This is a genomic window from Actinomycetospora chiangmaiensis DSM 45062, assembly GCF_000379625.1.
Taxonomy (GTDB): Bacteria; Actinomycetota; Actinomycetes; order Mycobacteriales; family Pseudonocardiaceae; genus Actinomycetospora; species Actinomycetospora chiangmaiensis.
In genome coordinates this window covers 242,924-260,123 of sequence record NZ_KB903240.1, presented here as the reverse complement: position 1 = coordinate 260,123, position 17,200 = coordinate 242,924, and the positions used below count along the sequence as shown (strand labels likewise).

Annotated in this window: 13 protein-coding genes; 9 read left to right on the top strand and 4 right to left on the bottom strand. The window is 74.1% G+C overall.

Annotation, left to right across the window (positions count from 1 at the left end):
* Positions 1-45 precede the first annotated feature (45 nt).
* Positions 46-1,713, top strand: a complete 1,668-nt coding sequence (locus A3CO_RS0118280; RefSeq protein ID WP_018333688.1) for an NAD-dependent malic enzyme — start codon at positions 46-48, stop codon at positions 1,711-1,713.
* 63 nt (positions 1,714-1,776) lie between these two features.
* Here A3CO_RS0118280 and A3CO_RS0118275 read toward each other — a convergent pair whose 3' ends face one another.
* Positions 1,777-3,162: a hypothetical protein gene (locus A3CO_RS0118275; RefSeq protein WP_018333687.1), complete on the bottom strand. Its 1,386-nt coding sequence runs from the start codon at positions 3,160-3,162 to the stop codon at positions 1,777-1,779.
* Positions 3,163-3,236: 74 nt separating this feature from the next.
* Positions 3,237-4,604 carry an acyl-CoA dehydrogenase family protein gene (locus A3CO_RS0118270; protein WP_018333686.1) on the bottom strand — a complete coding sequence of 456 codons (1,368 nt, stop codon included), beginning with the start codon at positions 4,602-4,604 and terminating at the stop codon, positions 3,237-3,239.
* Between the two features lie 85 nt (positions 4,605-4,689).
* Here A3CO_RS0118270 and A3CO_RS0118265 point away from each other — a divergent pair, with 85 nt between their 5' ends.
* The 4 genes from A3CO_RS0118265 (at position 4,690) to A3CO_RS0118250 (ending at position 10,149) form a co-directional block, all read left to right on the top strand.
* Positions 4,690-6,279, top strand: a complete 1,590-nt coding sequence (locus A3CO_RS0118265) for an Rv2578c family radical SAM protein (protein ID WP_245561529.1) — start codon at positions 4,690-4,692, stop codon at positions 6,277-6,279.
* Between the two features lie 122 nt (positions 6,280-6,401).
* Positions 6,402-6,815 (top strand): PPOX class F420-dependent oxidoreductase, encoded by a 414-nt coding sequence (locus A3CO_RS0118260; RefSeq protein ID WP_018333684.1) that lies wholly within the window; start codon positions 6,402-6,404, stop codon positions 6,813-6,815.
* 47 nt (positions 6,816-6,862) lie between these two features.
* Positions 6,863-8,725: an aspartate--tRNA ligase gene (gene aspS, locus A3CO_RS0118255; protein ID WP_018333683.1), complete on the top strand. Its 1,863-nt coding sequence runs from the start codon at positions 6,863-6,865 to the stop codon at positions 8,723-8,725.
* Between the two features lie 173 nt (positions 8,726-8,898).
* Positions 8,899-10,149 carry a hypothetical protein gene (locus A3CO_RS0118250; protein ID WP_018333682.1) on the top strand — a complete coding sequence of 417 codons (1,251 nt, stop codon included), beginning with the start codon at positions 8,899-8,901 and terminating at the stop codon, positions 10,147-10,149.
* A gap of 11 nt (positions 10,150-10,160) precedes the next feature.
* Here A3CO_RS0118250 and A3CO_RS0118245 read toward each other — a convergent pair whose 3' ends face one another.
* On the bottom strand, positions 10,161-11,351 hold the full coding sequence (locus A3CO_RS0118245; protein ID WP_018333681.1) for an aminotransferase class I/II-fold pyridoxal phosphate-dependent enzyme: 1,191 nt from the start codon (positions 11,349-11,351) through the stop codon (positions 10,161-10,163).
* Entirely contained in the window at positions 11,351-11,830 is a 480-nt protein-coding gene (locus A3CO_RS0118240) for an Lrp/AsnC family transcriptional regulator (RefSeq protein WP_018333680.1), read from the bottom strand. The genes A3CO_RS0118245 and A3CO_RS0118240 overlap by 1 nt, the downstream gene beginning before the upstream one ends.
* A gap of 106 nt (positions 11,831-11,936) precedes the next feature.
* Between A3CO_RS0118240 and A3CO_RS0118235 the strand changes: the two genes are divergently transcribed.
* From A3CO_RS0118235 to alaS, 4 genes are all read left to right on the top strand, one after another.
* Positions 11,937-13,370: a replication-associated recombination protein A gene (locus A3CO_RS0118235; RefSeq protein ID WP_018333679.1), complete on the top strand. Its 1,434-nt coding sequence runs from the start codon at positions 11,937-11,939 to the stop codon at positions 13,368-13,370.
* 259 nt (positions 13,371-13,629) lie between these two features.
* Complete coding sequence (locus A3CO_RS0118230; protein WP_026204739.1) at positions 13,630-14,034, top strand: DUF948 domain-containing protein; 405 nt, start codon at positions 13,630-13,632, stop codon at positions 14,032-14,034.
* Positions 14,031-14,345 (top strand): hypothetical protein, encoded by a 315-nt coding sequence (locus tag A3CO_RS0118225; RefSeq protein ID WP_018333677.1) that lies wholly within the window; start codon positions 14,031-14,033, stop codon positions 14,343-14,345. The genes A3CO_RS0118230 and A3CO_RS0118225 overlap by 4 nt, the downstream gene beginning before the upstream one ends.
* A gap of 126 nt (positions 14,346-14,471) precedes the next feature.
* Positions 14,472-17,198 carry an alanine--tRNA ligase gene (alaS, locus tag A3CO_RS0118220; protein ID WP_018333676.1) on the top strand — a complete coding sequence of 909 codons (2,727 nt, stop codon included), beginning with the start codon at positions 14,472-14,474 and terminating at the stop codon, positions 17,196-17,198.
* The last annotated feature ends 2 nt before the right edge of the window (positions 17,199-17,200 follow it).

Here is a 17,200-nt window from a genome sequence, read left to right as displayed (position 1 = left end):
GAGGGAGGACGCTGATCAACGACGACCGTGAGGGAGGAGCACGCCATGGGGGCGACCGGGACGGGTGACGAGGGCGTCATCCTCGACGACCCGATGCGCACGAAGGGGACCGCGTTCACGGCCGAGGAACGCGTCGAGCACGGGCTGCTCGGGTTGCTCCCGTACGCCGTGACCACGCTCGAGGACCAGGTGCGACGCTGCTGGGGCGAGGTCGACCGGCAGGCGACGGACCTCCAGCGCTACGTCTACCTGCGCTCCCTGCAGGACCGCAACGAGCACCTCTTCTACTCCGTGCTCGCCGCCGACGTCCCCACCGCGCTCCCGCTCGTCTACACGCCCACCGTCGCCGAGGGCTGCAAGCGGTTCTCCGAGCTCTGGCGCCGCCCCCGCGGGCTCTACCTCGCGTGGCCGGACCGCGGCGACCTGCGCGCGATGCTGCGCAACCGGCCCCACGCCGAGGTCGACGTCATCGTCGTGACCGACGGCCAGCGCATCCTGGGCATCGGCGACCAGGGCGTCGGCGGGATGGGCATCCCGGTCGGCAAGCTGTCGCTCTACACCCTCATCGGGGGCATCGACCCGGCGCGGACCCTGCCGATCCTGCTCGACGTCGGTACCGACAACGCCGACCTCCTCGACGATCCCTTCTACCTCGGCTGGCGGCACCGCCGGATCGACGACGAGGAGTACTTCGCCTTCGTCGAGGACTTCGTCGCCGCTGTCGAGGCCGAACTCCCGGACGTGCTGCTGCAGTGGGAGGACTTCGCGACGCCGCACGCCGCCCCCGTCCTCGCCCGCTACCGCGACCGGCTGCTCACCTTCAACGACGACATCCAGGGCACCGCGGCGGTGGCGCTCGGGGCGCTGCAGGGGGCGTCGGAGGTCGCCGGGACCCGGCTCGCCGAGCAGCAGGTCGTGATGCTCGGTGCCGGGTCGGCCGGCATCGGGGTCATGGAGATGGTCCGCCAGGAGATGGTGGACGAGGGGCTGTCCGAGGCGGACGCGCGCGCCCGCTGCTGGGTGGTCGACGTCCGCGGCCTCCTGACGACGGACCGGGACGACCTCTCCGACGACCAGCGGGCCTTCGCCCACGACCCGGCCGACGTCGCGGACTGGGGCCTCAGCCGGGAGGAGGGACAGGGGGGCCTGCCCGGACTCGCGGACGTCGTCGAGCACGTGACCGTCGGGGTGCTCCTGGGCCTGTCCACCGCCCAGGGCGCGTTCACCGAGGACATCGTCCGCACGATGGCGGCGAAGGTCGACCGGCCCGTCGTCTTCCCGCTGTCCAACCCGACCGCGAACGCCGAGGCGCGCCCGGCCGACCTCGACGACTGGACCGACGGACGGGCGCTCATCGCCACGGGCTCGCCCTTCCCGCCGCTCGCCCGGCAGGAGGGCGACGACGTCCCGGTCGCCCAGTGCAACAACGTCTACATCTTCCCCGCCGTGGGGCTCGCGGTGACCGCGGCGCGGGCCACACGGGTCACCGACGCGATGATGCGCGCCGCCGCCCGCGCGTTGGGCGACGCCTCACCCGCCCTGCAGGACTCCCGCGCCCCGCTGCTGCCCGCGTGGGCCGAGGTGCGGGACGTCGCGGACGACATCGCGCTCGCCGTGGCCCGGCAGGCGGTCGCCGACGGGGTCGCCCCCCAGGCCTCCGACGACGAGCTCCGCGCCGCGATCCGCGACACCCGCTGGGACCCGGCCTACTGAGCGAGGGGGCCCCTCGCTCGATCTACCCGACCGAAGGGGCCTCTCGCCCCGAACCGGACCGGTTCAGCCCTCGACGGCCTTCTGGCGCCGGCCTGCGGGCAGGCGGTCGACGAGGCGGCCGAGGCGCTCGGTGGTGCCCTGCAGGGGCGCGAGGGCGTCCGCGAGGACCTTGATCGCACCGTCCAGGTCCTCGATGCGGCCCGCGACCGTGCGCAGGTCGGGAGCGACGCGGACGAGCTCCGACGCCGCGACCGAGAGCGACGAGTCGAGTGTCTCCAGGCGCGGCGGCAGCTCGGGGAACGTGGTGTCGGCGTGGTGGGCGAGCGTCTCGACGTGCTCGATCGCGGCCGTCAGCTTGCGCACCTCGGGCACCGCCTCGGCGAGCGCCCGGATCGTCGGCACCGCCTCGGCGAGCTGCGCGACGGTGGGCACCGCGTCGGCGAGCGCCCGCACCGTCGGGACCGCGTCGGCGACCCGCCCCACCGTCGGGACGGCCGCGGCGAGCTGGTCGAGGGTGCCGGTGGCCTCTGCGAGGCGCTCGAGCGTGGGCACGGCCGCGGCGAGCTGCTCGACGGTGCCCACGGCGTCGGCGAGGCGCTCGACGGTCGGCACGGCCGCGGCGATGGCCTCGACGGTGCCGACGGCCTCCGCGATGCGGTCGATCGTCGGGATGGCGCCGGCGATCTGCTCGACGGTGCCGACCGCCCCGGCGATCGTCGTGACGTCGTCGGTGGCTGCGGCGATGCGACGGAGGTCGTCGACCGCCCCGCCGAGGCGGGCGAGCGAGTCGACGGCGCCGGTGAGGAGGTGGATGTCGGCGGCGGCGCCACCGAGCTGCTGCAGGGCGGGGACGGCCTCGCGCAGGGCGTGGATGTCCTCGGCGGCCCCGCCCAGCTGTTGCAGGGCGGGGACGGCGGCGGTGAGGGCGTGGATGTCCTCCGCCGCGCCACCGAGCTGCTGCAGCGCCGGGACGGCGGCTGTGAGCGCGCGGATGTCCCCGGCGGCGCCACCCAGCTGCTGCAGGGCGGGGATCGCCTCGCGCAGGGCGTGGATGTCCTCGGCGGCACCACCGAGCTGCTGCAGCGCCGGGACGGCCGTCGCGAGCGCGTGGATGTCCGGCGCCGCTGAGGCGAGCCGGTCCAGCGACTGCTGCAGGTCCTGGGCCAGCGGGAGCAGCTGCTCGAGCACCGTCACGACGCGCGGCAGTGCCCGCAACGCGTCGCCGACCAACGGGGTCACCTCGACCGACACCGTGTGGGCGGCCGACGCGAGCCCCCGCACGATCGAGGGCCCGCGCAGCGTGAGCTCGACGGCGGTGCGCGCCGAGGCCGCGGCCAGGGCGTACACCGTGTCGAGCACGCCGGGAGCGGGCTCCTGCGCCCGCGGTGCCGGACGGACCGACCGGGCGTTGGGGCGGTCGCCCGACGGCGGCGTCGTCGACTGCGTCATCGGGCCCTCGCTACGGCATCCGGGGGACGGGTGTGTGAGCGCACCCTAGAGGGTCCCCGCCCCCGACGTCGTGATCAACGCCCGGGCGAGGCGAGGCGACCGCCCAGCTCGAGCAGCCGGTGGGGCGCCTTCTGGGCGAGCTTGAGGAAGGCCTCCCCGGCCCGGGCGCGCGCGAGCGACCCGTGCCCGAACTTCCGCGAGAGCCCGGCGTGGTCGCCCGGCAGGAGGTGGTGCTGCGGGGTCTGGGAGGCCTCGGTGGCGAGCGTGCGGCCGATGACCATCCGCTGGATCTCGCTCGTGCCCTCGAAGATCGTGTAGAGCTTCGCGTCCCGGTACCACTTCTCCACCGGCAGGTCGCTGACGTAACCCCAGCCACCGCAGGTCTGGATGGCCTGCTCGGCGGCGCGGACCGCGACCTCGGAGGCCTTGAGCTTCGACATCGACCCCTCGCCACAGTGGAAGGGGACGCCGTTCGCGGCCATCCAGGAGGCACGCCAGGCGAGCAGGCGCGCGGCGTCGATGTCCGCGGCGAGGTCGGCCAGCGGGAACGCGACGCCCTGGTTCTCGATGATCGGGTGCCCGAAGGCCTCGCGCTTCGAGGCGTAGTCGCACGCGTACTCGAACGCCGCCCGCGCGACGCCGAGCGCCATCGCGGCGACCATCGGGCGGGTCTGCTCGAACGCGCCGAGGGCGGCGGAGCGGGTGTGGTCGCCGCGCCGGGCCTTGTCCAGCTTGTGGTTGAGCTTGTCCTCGCCGCCGAGGAGCTGGTCACCGGGGATGCGGCAGTCGGTGAACGACAGCTCCGCGGTGTGCGACGCGCGGTGCCCGAGCTTGTCGAGGCGCCGCACCTGGTCCATGCCCGGCGTGCCCTTCGGCACGAGGAACATGGCCTGGCCCCGGGTGCCGAGGTCGGGGTCGACGACGGCGTTGACCACCGTGACGTCGGCGATCCCTCCGTTGCCGATCCAGATCTTGGTGCCGTCGAGCACCCAGTCGTCGCCGTCCTTGACCGCCCTGGTCTGCAGGTTGGAGACGTCGCTGCCGCCCTGCGGCTCGCTGACGGCGAGGGCGGCGAGCTTGATGTCGCCGGGGGTCCCGAACATCTCCGGGGCCCACGTGGCGATCTGCTCGGGGGTGCCGGCCTGGTTGAGCGCGGAGAGGGCGAGGGCCGGCAGGACGATCGTCAGACCGATCCCCGCGCACCCCCAGAAGATCTCCTCCAGGAACAGCGGCAGGGAGAGCCCGGTCGGGTCGGCGATCAGGTCGGCGTAGAACAGCGCGTTGTAGAAACCCTCCCGCGAGGCCGCGTCGACGATGTCCCAGGGGCACTCCTGCAGCTCGTCGTACTTCGGGGCGGCCGGCCGGATCACCTCCTCGGCGAAGGTGTGCGCGCGCCGCACCAGTTCGTGGTGCGCCGGTGTGAGCTCGAGGGTGAACGACATGACGCGGGCCTCCTGTCCGGGTGTGATCTGCAGTACCGCGTACCGACGGTACCGAAACCAGGCGGGCCACTCGAACTTGCGTTCGATGCGAACACGTGTTCGACTGCTGCTCATGCGGTGGGCGGGTCAGCAACTGGACGACGACGGGGCGCTGCCGGGGATGCCGGCCCTCAAGGGCCTCGTCCGGAGCGTGCAGACGCCCGAGTTCGCCGGGATCACGTTCCACGAGGTGCGGGCGCGCTCCGTGCTCAACCGGGTCCCGGGCGGCTCCCCGATGCCCTTCGCCTGGACCGTCAACCCGTACCGCGGCTGTTCCCACGCGTGCACCTACTGCGTGGCGGGCGGGACGCCGGTCCTGCGGGCCGACGGCGGGACGGTGCCCATGGCCGATCTGCGCGTCGGGGACGCGATCGTCGGGACCGTCGAGGAGGGCGGGGTGCGTCGGCTCGTGCGCACCCACGTCCTCGCCCACTGGTCGAGCCGGCGTTCGGTGGTGCGGGTGCGGGTCGTCGACGGGACGTCCGTCCTCGTCGGGGCCGACCACCGGCTGCTGGCCCGCACCGGCTGGCGGCACGTCTCCCGGTCGGGGGCCGACGGTCACGGGGGCACCTGGCTCGTGCCGGGCGACGCCCTGGTCGGGGCCGAGACGTTGCCCGCCCCCGGGCTCGCCGGGGTCCGTGACGTGCTCGACGAGTCCCGCGGCGCCGACCGGACGCTCGTCGCGGTGGAGCCGGCGGGGGAGGGCACCGTCTACGACGTCACCACCACGGCCGGGGACTACGTCGCCGTCGGGCTGGTGCACCACAACTGCTTCGCCCGCAACACCCACACCTACCTCGACCTCGACGCGGGGGAGGACTTCGACCGGCAGGTCGTGGTCAAGCTGAACGCCCCCGAGGTGCTCGCCCGGGAGCTGCGCTCGTCCCGCTGGACCCGCGAGCACGTGGCCATGGGCACCAACACCGACCCCTACCAGCGGGCCGAGGGCCGCTACCGGCTGATGCCGGGCATCATCCGGGCGCTCGGCCGCTCGGGGACCCCGCTGTCGATCCTCACCAAGGGCACGCTCCTTGCGCGGGACCTGCCCGAGATCACCGCGGCGGGGCGCGACGTCCCGGTGGGGGTGGGCGTGTCGCTCGCGCTGCTCGACCCCGACCTGCACCGCTCGGTCGAGCCCGGCACCCCGACCCCGCGGGCCCGCCTCGACCTCGTGCGGCGCCTCGCCGACGCCGGACTCCCCGTCGGGGTCTTCGTGGCACCCGTCCTGCCGGGGCTCACCGATGCCGACGCCGCCCTGGACGCCCTGCTCGGCGAGATCGCGGCCGCCGGGGCGAGCGGTGCGTCGGTGCTGGCCCTGCACCTGCGGCCCGGCACGCGCGAGTGGTTCCACGGCTGGCTCGCCCGCGAGCACCCGCACCTGCTCGAGCGCTACGCGGAGCTCTACCGCCACGGGGCGTACGTGCAGCGGGCGTACCGGGACGACCTCGCCGCGCGCGTCCGGGTGCTGCTGCGCCGCCACGGCCTCGACGGCGGCGGGCACCACATGGGCGGGCGGCTGGACGGCGGGAGGGGGGCGCAGTCCGACAACCCGGAACCGTGGCCGGACGGAGCGCTGCCGCGGGTGCCGGCGGCGCTGGTCGAGTCGGCGCCGCCGGAACAGCTCTCGTTGCTGTAGCGACCACCGCTCCACCGACGCCACGGGTCGACGGCCCCTCCGACGCGTCCGGTGCGACGGATCGGCCACCGACCCCGACCAGCGCCCGGACGACGGGTGGGCTCCCGGGGTACTCCCCGGGCATGGACCTCGACCAGGCTCGCACCTACCTCCGCGAGCACCACCACGCCGTGCTCGCCACCACCCGCTCCGACGGTGCCCCGCAGCTCTCGCCCGTCGTCGTCGGGATCGACGACGACGGCGCGGCGGTGATCAGCACCCGGGAGACCGCGGTGAAGGCGAAGAACCTGCGGCGGACGCCGCGGGCGTGGGTGTGCGTCTTCCCCGACGCCTTCTTCGGGGAGTGGGTGCAGGTCGAGGGCGACGTCGAGATCGTCGACCTGCCCGCGGCCCACGAGCCACTGCGGACGCTCTACCGCCAGGTCACCGGCGGTGAGCACGACGACTGGGACGAGTTCGACGACGCGATGCGCCGCGAGCGGCGGGTGGCGGTGCGGATCCACCTCGACCGGGCGGGGCCGACCGTCAGCGGCTAGATAGCCTGGGTGTCTCCCACCCGACGCGACCAGGAGATTCACCGCAGATGATGCGCACGCACCCCGCCGGCACGCTGCGCGCCGAGCACGTCGGCGCCACCGTCACCCTCGCCGGATGGGTGGCCCGTCGCCGCGATCACGGCGGCGTGGTGTTCATCGACCTGCGCGACGCCTCCGGGGTCGTCCAGGTCGTGTTCCGGTCGGGCGAGGTCGCCGAGGCGAGCCACCGGCTGCGCGCCGAGTACTGCGTGCAGGTCGTCGGCACCGTCGAGGCCCGCCCGAGCGGCAGCGAGAACGCCGACCTGGCCACCGGCGCCGTCGAGGTCAGCGCGACCGAGCTGACGGTGCTCTCGGAGTCCGCGCCGCTGCCGTTCCAGATGGACGAGACGCCCGGCGAGGACGTGCGCCTGCGCTACCGCTACCTCGACCTGCGTCGCGAGGGCCCGGCGCACGCGATCCGGCTGCGCTCGCGCGCCAACAAGATCGCCCGCGACGTGCTCTCCGACCGCGACTTCGTCGAGGTCGAGACCCCGACCCTGACCCGGTCGACCCCCGAGGGCGCGCGCGACTTCCTCGTGCCGGCCCGCCTGCGCCCGGGCAGCTGGTACGCGCTGCCGCAGTCACCGCAGCTGTTCAAGCAGCTGTTGCAGGTCGGCGGCCTGGAGCGCTACTTCCAGATCGCGCGCTGCTATCGCGACGAGGACTTCCGGGCCGACCGCCAGCCGGAGTTCACCCAGCTCGACATCGAGGCGAGCTTCGTCGACCAGGACGACGTCATCGCCCTGGGCGAGGCGATCATCGGCGCGCTGTGGTCGGAGCTCGCGGGTTACGAGCTGCCGACGCCGGTGCCGCGGATGACCTACGCCGACGCGATGGCCCGCTACGGCTCGGACAAGCCCGACCTGCGCTTCGGCATCGAGCTCACCGAACTCACCGACTACTTCGCCGAGACGCCCTTCCGCGTCTTCCGGGCGCCCTACGTCGGCGCGATCGTCATGCCCGGCGGCGCCTCCCAGGCCCGCCGCACGTTCGACGGCTGGCAGGAGTGGGCCAAGCAGCGCGGCGCCCGCGGACTGGCCTACGTGCTCGTCGGCGACGACGGCGAGGTCGGCATGGGTGGCCCCGTCGCGAAGAACCTCTCCGACGCCGAGCGCGAGGGCCTCGCGAAGGCCGTCGGCGCCAACCCCGGCGACTGCATCTTCTTCGCCGCCGGGCCCCGGTCGTCGTCGCGGGCGCTGCTGGGCGCCGCGCGGGGTGAGATCGCCCGGCGCCTGGACCTCATCGAGCCGGGCACCTGGTCGTTCGTGTGGATCGTCGACGCCCCGCTGTTCGAGGCGGCCGACGAGGCGACGGCCGCGGGCGACGTCGCGGTCGGCTCCGGGCAGTGGACCGCGGTGCACCACGCCTTCACCTCCCCGACCCCGGAGTGGATCGACCGCTTCGAGGAGGACCCGGCGCACGCGCTCGCCTACGCCTACGACCTCGTCTGCAACGGCAACGAGATCGGCGGCGGGTCCATCCGTATCCACCGGCAGGACGTCCAGGAGCGGGTGTTCGCGCTCATGGGCCTGTCCCCCGAGGAGCAGCGGGAGAAGTTCGGCTTCCTGCTCGACGCCTTCTCCTTCGGCCCTCCGCCGCACGGCGGGATCGCGTTCGGCTGGGACCGGATCTGCGCCCTGCTGGCCGGGGTCGACTCCATCCGCGACGTCATCGCCTTCCCGAAGACCGGCGGTGGCTACGACCCGCTCACCGCCGCCCCGGCGCCCATCACCGCGCTGCAGCGCAAGGAGGCGGGGGTGGACGCCACGCCTCCGACCGCGAAGCCCGCGGACACCGGGGGGACGCTGCCCGCCAACCCCGTCAAGCCGCCGGAGCGCCCCGTGGACGACCCCGGCGACCGGCCTTCCTGACGCCGGGTCCGGTCCCGTCCCGGCGTTCGGTTGCGCGCCGTCGTTGCCACACACGGTGACGTCGCGCAACCGAATCGTGGGGTGCAGTACACCCACATGCATCGATTCCGAAGCACCCGAGGCCAAGTTACTCGCGAGTAGCGAACGTCCTGGACGGTAGGCTCCATCGTCTGATGACCCCGCTCACGGCCGATGACTCCGACGCCCCCTTCGTCCTCGACCCCGCTACCGGCTCCGACCGTTCGGTCGAGCACACGGTCGCGCTGGCCGAGGAACTCCTCACCCGCCGGGCCGGCGCCCGGGTACGGCTCGCGGATGCGGAGGATCTGGGCGGTAGCAGCCGCTCGCGGGTGGTGCGGGTCCGGGTCGCGCGGAACCCCTTCTCGTTGCCGCGGTCCCTGGTGGTCAAGCACTACCTGGGTGAGGCGACCGCCTCGGCGCGCACCTCGGCGACGGAGCGTGTCGATCCGTTCCCGTACGAGGCGGCCAGCTGCCAGCTCTTCACCGCCATGCCCGCGGACGACCGCGCGACCCCGACCCTCTACGCGAACGACCCGCAGCGGCGGCTCCTCGTGCTCGAGGACCTCGGCCGCGGCGCCACCCTGGCCGACAAGCTCCACGGCGACGACGCCAAGTCCGCCGAACGCGCCCTGCTCGGTGCCACCCGTGCCCTCGGGCGGCTCCAGGCGGCGACCGCGGCCCGCGAGGGCGACTTCGGCGCCCTCCTGCGCCGCTCCGGCGTCCGGCACTGGCGGGACCCGCTGGCCGACGACGCCCGCAGCGCGCTGGCCGAGATCCCCGACCTGCTCGCCGACCGGTTGCGCGTCGAGGCCGCGCCCGCGGCCGTCGAGCACGCGCGTGCCGCCGCCTCGCTGCTCGGCGGCACGCGGTACCGCGCCTTCAGCCCGTCCGAGGTGTCGCCGGAGAACTGCCTGCTGACCGGCGCCGGGGCGCGGTTCCTCGACTTCGAGTGGGGGTGCTTCCGCGACGTCGCCTTCACCGCGTCGTCGGTCCGGCTCCCGTTCCCGGGGTGGGCGGCGCCCTTCGCACTGCCCTCGGGGATGGCCGAGGCCATGACCGCGTCGTGGCAGTCGGAGGTCGCCGGCGTGTGGCCGGAGCTCGCCGACCCCGCCGTCGCCGGGCCCCGCCACCTCGCCGCGACCACGCTGTGGGTGTGGGTGTGCACCCGCTCGCTGCTGCCGGTCGTCGTCGGGGACGGCTCGGTCCCGGAACAGGTCGTCGTCGGACGCCCGCCCGAGCGGGCCGCCGCGGTGCTCTCCGGGTACTGGCAGCGCCTCGCCACCGACGCCGCCCGCCAGCGGGAGCAGGCCGTGCTCGACCTCGCCGAGGCCGTCGTCGGCGCCCTCGCCCCGTACGGCGGCAGCTGCCCCCTGCCGTCGTTCGCGGCCTTCGCGCGCCGCTGATCGACCCGCCGTCAGGCGATGAAGCGGGCGATGCGCTCGAGCGCCTGCTCGAGCTGGGAGAGGGCCGTGGCGTAGGAGCAGCGCACGTGCCCCTCACCCGAGGGACCGAAGACGTTGCCCGGCACCACGGCGACCTTCTCCTGCGTGAGCAGGCCCTCGGCGAACTCCTCCGAGGTCATGCCGGTCGACGCGATCGACGGGAAGACGTAGAAGGCGCCGCCCGGGACGGGGCACGTCAGGCCGAGCTCGTCGAGTCCCTTGGAGAACAGGCGCCGGCGGCGGTCGTAGTCGGCGACCATCTCCTCGACGTCGTCCTGCGCGGTGCGCATCGCTTCGAGCGCCGCGATCTGGGACATGTGCGGCGCGCAGAGCATCGTGTACTGGTGGATGCGGTGCATGAGCTGCGCGAGGGGCTCCGGCGCACAGACGTAGCCGACCCGCCAGCCCGTCATCGCGTACGACTTCGAGAACCCGCCGAGGGTCACCGTCCGCTCGGGCGCCGACGCCGCGACCGGGGTGTGGATCCCGTGGTAGGTCAGCCGGTCGTAGATCTCGTCGGAGAGCAACCACAGGTCGTGCTCGCGGGCGAGGGCCGCCAGCGCCTCGAGGTCGCCGGCGCTCTGGGCGCTGCCGGTGGGGTTCGAGGGCGAGCCGAAGAGGATCGCCTTCGTGTTCTCCGTGACCGCCGCGCCGATGATGGCGGGGTCGAGGCGGTAGGCGTCGCCCGGATCGAGTGCCACCGGCACCGGGATACCGCCCGCGAACGCCACGCACGGCTGGTAGGCGACGTAGCAGGGCTCGGGGACGATCACCTCGTCGCCGGGGTTGAGCAGCGCCCGCAGCGTGAGGTCGAGCCCCTCGGACACCCCGCTGGTGACGAGGCACTCGTCCTCGGCCCGGTAGCGCACCCCGTAGCGGTCGGCGAGGTCGTCGGTGATCGCCTCGCGCAGCGGCAGCAGCCCGCTGTTGGAGGTGTAGGTGGTCGCGCCGTGCTCGAGGGCGTGGATGGCGGCCTCGCGGGCGCTCCACGGCGTCGGGAAGTCCGGCTCGCCGACGCCGAGCGAGATGACGCCCTGCATGCTCTGGGCGAGGTCGAAGAACTTCCGGATGCCCGACGGCGGGATCGCCGCGACGGTGCGGGAGAAGGGCCGCTGCGGCGTCGACCCTCCGGCGCCGTCGCGCTGCCCGTCCGGTGCGCCCATCAGGGCGTCACCGACAGCCGCTGGTCGGGCTCGGGGTCGGTCAGCAGTTGACCGTCGTCCTTGTAGCGGCGCAGCAGGAAGTGCGTGGTGGTCGCGGTGACGCGGTCGATGCCCGAGAGCTTCTGCGCGACGAAGTCGGCGACCTCCTTCATCGACGCGCCCTCGACCTCGACGCGCAGGTCCTGCGCCCCGCTGACGAGGTGCACCGCCCGGATCTCGCGGAACCGCGCGATGCGCTCGGCGACGTCGTCGAACCCGCGCCCACGCTCGGGGGCGACGGTCACGTCGACGAAGGCGGTGACGCGCTCGTCGCCGAAGCGGTCCCAGTCGACCACCGCCTTGTAGCGCCGGATCACCCCGGACGCCTCCCACGCGGCGATGTGCTCGCGCACCGTCGCCTCGTCGATCCCGGTGAGCGTCGCGATGCGCTCGGCGCTCGCGTGCGCGTCGGACTCCAGCACGGTGAGGATCTCCCGCATGGTGTCCGACCCTAGTGGGGCCTCCGCCGCCACCGTGGCTGGCGGTTCCGGGGGAGTGGCAGGAAGGGTCGCCGGACCGTCGGGGGTGGGCAGTAGCGTCGGACGGGTGAGCGAGGAAGGGCTGTTCGACGTGGCGCCGCCGGAGCCCGAGCGGCCCGCCGTCGAGGACCTGCGGCCGGTGACGCGCGGCGTCGTGGAGGACCGGTGGGAGACGCAGCGCAGCGGAGCTCGACCCGCTGAGACCGTGCCGTCCGGCAACGACGTCCGCCCGCCGCTCGCGGTGCGGATGCGGCCCGCCTCGCTCGACGAGGTCGTCGGCCAGGACCACCTGCTGGCCCCGGGCGCTCCGCTGCGGCGGCTCGTCGAGGGCGCCGCGCCCGCGTCGGTGCTGCTCCACGGCCCGCCCGGCACGGGGAAGACCACGCTCGCCCGCCTCATCTCGCAGGCCACCGGGCGCGCGTTCGAGGCGTTGTCGGCGCTGTCGGCCGGGGTGAAGGAGGTCCGCGGGGTCATCGAGGTGGCCCGCCGTCGGCTGGCGGCCAGCGAACCCCGGCGCACGGTCCTGTTCATCGACGAGATCCACCGGTTCAGCCGGACCCAGCAGGACGCGCTGCTCGGGGCGGTGGAGGACCGGGTCGTCCTGCTCGTCGGCGCCACCACGGAGAACCCCAGCTTCTCCGTCGTCGCCCCGCTGCTCTCGCGCTCGCTCGTCCTCGGGCTCCACGCGCTGGAGGACGACGCCGTCGCGACGCTGCTCGACCGGGCGGTCGCCGACGAGCGCGGCCTCGCCGGCACCGTCACCCTCACCGACGAGGCCCGGGCCCACCTGGTGCGGCTCGCGGCCGGTGACGGGCGCCGGTCGCTGACCGCCCTGGAGGCGGCGGCCGACGCGGTGGGCGAGGGCGGCACGATCGACCTCGCCGTCGTGGAGCAGGTCGTGGACGAGGTCGCCGTCCGCTACGACCGGGCTGGCGACCAGCACTACGACGTCATCTCGGCGTTCATCAAGTCGATCCGCGGCTCGGACCCCGACGCCGCCCTGCACTACCTGGCCCGCATGCTCGTCGCGGGGGAGGACCCACGGTTCATCGCGCGGCGCCTCGTGGTGCACGCGAGCGAGGACGTCGGGCTCGCCGACCCGACCGCGCTCCAGGCCGCCACCGCCGCGGCGCAGGCCGTGCAGTCGATCGGCCTGCCGGAGTGCCGGATCGCGCTCGCCCAGGCGACGATCCACCTGGCGACGGCGCCCAAGTCGAACGCCGTGATCACCGCGATCGACGCCGCGATGTCCGACGTGCGCTCCGGCGCCGCGGGCCCGGTGCCGCCGCACCTGCGCGACGGGCACTACGCGGGCGCCCAGAAGCTCGGCAACGCCGTCGGCTACCGGTACCCGCACGACGAGCGCTCGGCCGTCGTCGCCCAGCAGTACCCGCCCGACGAACTGGTGGGCCGCGACTACTACGCCCCGTCCGGGCGCGGCGAGGAGCGGGCGATCGGCGAGCGGCTCGCCCGGCTCCGCGAGGTCGTCCGCGGGCGTTAGGTCGCGAGCCGGTCGGTGTCGGGACTCCCGCGGGACGAACCGGGTCGCGCCGACCCGGATGATCGACCACGGTTCGCCGCGCCGACCTCCGGGCGCGGTCGACGACCACCGGGCCGATCACGGGACGCCGCGGGCGGCGTCGACCGACTCACCCCGTGGCCACCGGACGCACCGGCCCGGGGCTACCGGTAGCCTTCCGCCACCGTTCGGCCCGCGCGCCGAGATCGGTTACACGACCACCAGCGAATGGGGAATGACCGTGTCGGTCGGGCAGATCGCGGCCATCATCGCCGCGGTGGCGTTCGTGATCCTGGTGCTGTTGCTGGCCGTGCCCCTGATCAAGCTGGGACGCACCCTGGACGAGGCGACGATCGCCATCCGCAAGGCGCACGAGGGCTCCGCCCCGCTGCTCGACGACGCCCAGGTCACGCTCACCACGGTGAACACGCAGCTGGAGCGCGTCGACGGCGTCACGGCCAGCGCCCAGGCGGTGGCCGCGAACACCCGGGCGCTGAGCTCGCTGTTCACCGCCACCCTCGGCGGCCCGCTCGTCAAGGCCGCCGCCCTGTCCTACGGCCTGCGCAAGGCCAGCCAGGCGCGCAGGCTGAAGAACGCACCGCCTTCGAAGCGGTCCACCAGGAGCAAGCGGAGTGCCCGCGCATGAAGCGTCTGTTCTGGGTGGGAGTCGGCGTCGCGATCGGCGTCAGCGCCACCCGCAAGGTCAACCAGGTCACGCAGCGGGCCACGCCCGCCGGCATGGGCGCGAGCCTCGGTGAGGGGCTGCGCGAGCTCGGGGCGGGTCTCGGTGCGTTCGGCGCCGAGGTGCGCGCCGGCATGAACGAGCGTGAGCAGGAGCTCTACGCGCTCGTCGAGGACACCACCGAGATCCCGGTCCGTCCCGCGCCGGCCTACGTCGAGCCGACGCCGAGCGGCCGCCACGCGCGAGCGTCCCGGCGGGGACCCGCCGGGCGCTGAGCGCCCGTCGTCGGGAAGTCCCGCACCCCGAGCCACCCACCCCCGGGAGGGTGGCACCCGCCGGTGCCCGTCGGGCACGCGGAATGATGGGTGCTGCCCGCCCCACTGACGACGAGCAGGACTGACGTGCAGACCCACGAAATCCGTCGGCGGTTCCTCGCGCACTTCGAGAACGCCGGTCACACCCCCGTCCCCAGCGCCTCGCTGATCCTGGACGACCCCACGCTGCTGTTCGTCAACGCGGGGATGGTGCAGTTCAAGCCGTACTTCCTCGGCGAGGCCCCGCCGCCGTACCGGACGGCGACCTCCATCCAGAAGTGCGTGCGCACCGGCGACATCGAGAACGTCGGGCACACCACCCGCCACAACACGTTCTTCCAGATGGCGGGCAACTTCTCGTTCGGCGACTACTTCAAGGAAGGCGCCATCCGGCACGCCTGGGCGCTGGTCACCGGCTCCCAGGACGAGGGCGGGTACGGCTTCGACCCGAGGCGCATCTGGGTCACGGTCTACGAGAACGACGACGAGGCCGAGCGCATCTGGCACGACGTCATCGGGCTGCCGAGCGAGCGCATCCAGCGTCGCGACGGCCGCGACAACTACTGGGACATGGGCATCCCCGGCCCCGGCGGACCGTGCTCGGAGATCTACTACGACCGCGGCCCCGAGTTCGGCATCGAGGGCGGGCCGGTCGCCGACGAGGACCGCTACCTCGAGATCTGGAACCTCGTGTTCATGCAGGACGTCCGGGGAGAGCAGAGCCCGAAGTACGGGGCCGCCCCGATCGGCGAGCTGCCCCGGAAGAACATCGACACCGGCATGGGCGTCGAGCGCGTCGCGTTCCTCCTGCAGGGCGTCGACAACGTCTACGAGACCGACCTCGTCCGTCCGGTGATCGACCGCGTCCAGGAGCTCTCCGGCCGCTCCTACGACGACGGGTCCGAGGAGGACGGCGTCCGCTTCCGCGTGATCGCCGACCACGTCCGCACCGGCACGATGCTCATCGGCGACGGCGTCGTCCCCGGCAACGAGGGCCGTGGGTACGTGCTCCGCCGCCTGCTGCGCCGCGTGATCCGCAACGCCCGGCTGCTCGGCATCACGGAGCCGGTGCTGGTGGATCTCGTCGGCATCGTGCGCGACGCCATGGCGCCGTCCTACCCCGAGCTGGAGACCGGGTTCGAGCGCATCGCCGCCGTGGTGCGCCGCGAGGAGGAGGCCTTCCTCGCCACCCTCGCCACCGGGTCGCGCATCTTCGAGTCCGCGGTCGCCGAGACCCGTGCGAGCGGCGCGACGACGCTGCCCGGCGAGTCGGCCTTCGCACTGCACGACACCTACGGCTTCCCGATCGACCTCACGCTGGAGATGGCCGCCGAGGCGGGGCTCGCGGTCGACGAGGGCGCCTTCCGCCTCCTCATGGACGAGCAGCGTGCCCGGGCCAAGGCCGACGCCGCCGCGCGCAAGCACGGCGGGGCCGACGCCAGCGCCTACCGCGAGGTCCTCGAGCGCGCCGGGCTCACGAGCTTCCTCGGCTACACCGACCAGCGGGCCGACGCGACCGTGGTCGGCCTCGTCGTGGACGGCGTGGGCGTGCCCGCCGCCGTCGAGGGCGACCAGGTCGAGGTCATGCTGGACCGCACGCCGTTCTACGCCGAGGGCGGCGGCCAGCAGGCCGACACCGGACGCCTGTTCGGCGAGGGCTTCACCGTCGAGGTCACCGACGTGCAGACCCCCGTTCCAGGCCTCAGCGTGCACCGGGGCCGGGTGGTGCACGGCGAGGTCACCCGCGACGCCGCCGTCTCCGCCCAGATCGACATGGAGCGGCGCGCGGCGATCTCCCGCTCGCACACCGCGACCCACCTCGTGCACGCCGGCATGCGCAAGGCGCTCGGCGACTCCGCCGCCCAGGCGGGCTCGCTCAACGCCCCGGGCCGGTTGCGCTTCGACTTCACCTCGCCCGAGGGCGCCGTCCCGACCTCGGTCCTCGCCGACGTCGAGGACGAGGTCAACTCGGTGCTGCTCGGTGACGACGAGGTCCGCGCCTTCGTCACGAGCATGGACGAGGCCCGCAAGCTCGGGGCCATCGCGCTGTTCGGCGAGAAGTACGGCGACGCGGTGCGCATCGTCGAGGTGGGGGACTACTCCCGCGAGCTCTGCGGTGGCACGCACGTGGGCCGGGCGGGTCAGCTGGGCCTGGTGAAGCTGCTGGGTGAGGGGTCGGTCGGCTCCGGGGTGCGGCGCGTCGAGGCCCTCGTGGGCATCGACGCCTTCCGGTTCCTCGCCCGCGAGCACGTGCTGGTCAACCAGCTCGCCGAGCAGTTCCGCGCCCAGCCCGAGGAGCTCCCGGAGCGCATCTCGGGCATCGTCGACCGCCTCCGCGCCGCCGAGAAGGAGCTGGAGGCCGTCCGCGCGAAGGAGGTCCTCTCCTCGGCGGGCGCGCTGGCCGACGGGGCCGACGACGTCGCCGGTGTCGCGCTCGTCGCCGCCCGCACGCCCGACGGCGTCGGCGGCAACGACCTGCGCACCCTCGCCTCCGACGTCCGCGGGCGCCTCGGCGACCGGCCCGGCGTCGTCGCACTGTTCGCCCCGGACGGAGAGAAGCTGTCCTTCGTCGTGGCGACGACCGCCGCGGGTCGCGACCGCGGGCTCGCCGCCGGCGACCTGGTCAGGGCGTTCGCACCCGCCGTCGGGGGCCGGGGCGGGGGCAAGGCCGACCTCGCGCAGGGCGGCGGCTCACCGTCGGGCGGTCCGGCCGGGATGGACGCCGGGATCGGGGCCGCCATCGACGCGCTGCGGGCGCAGGTGGCGACGAACCCGGCGAGCGGAGCGACGGGCAGCCGGGGCGCAGGTCGCTGACG

Coding starts and splice junctions, on each gene's coding strand:
- A3CO_RS0118280 (WP_018333688.1), top strand. CDS start 46: ATGGGGGCGACCGGGACGGGTGACGAGGGCGTCATCCTCGACGACCCG.
- A3CO_RS0118275 (WP_018333687.1), bottom strand. CDS start 3,162: ATGACGCAGTCGACGACGCCGCCGTCGGGCGACCGCCCCAACGCCCGG.
- A3CO_RS0118270 (WP_018333686.1), bottom strand. CDS start 4,604: ATGTCGTTCACCCTCGAGCTCACACCGGCGCACCACGAACTGGTGCGG.
- A3CO_RS0118265 (WP_245561529.1), top strand. CDS start 4,690: ATGCGAACACGTGTTCGACTGCTGCTCATGCGGTGGGCGGGTCAGCAA.
- A3CO_RS0118260 (WP_018333684.1), top strand. CDS start 6,402: ATGGACCTCGACCAGGCTCGCACCTACCTCCGCGAGCACCACCACGCC.
- aspS (WP_018333683.1), top strand. CDS start 6,863: ATGATGCGCACGCACCCCGCCGGCACGCTGCGCGCCGAGCACGTCGGC.
- A3CO_RS0118250 (WP_018333682.1), top strand. CDS start 8,899: ATGACCCCGCTCACGGCCGATGACTCCGACGCCCCCTTCGTCCTCGAC.
- A3CO_RS0118245 (WP_018333681.1), bottom strand. CDS start 11,351: ATGGGCGCACCGGACGGGCAGCGCGACGGCGCCGGAGGGTCGACGCCG.
- A3CO_RS0118240 (WP_018333680.1), bottom strand. CDS start 11,830: ATGCGGGAGATCCTCACCGTGCTGGAGTCCGACGCGCACGCGAGCGCC.
- A3CO_RS0118225 (WP_018333677.1), top strand. CDS start 14,031: ATGAAGCGTCTGTTCTGGGTGGGAGTCGGCGTCGCGATCGGCGTCAGC.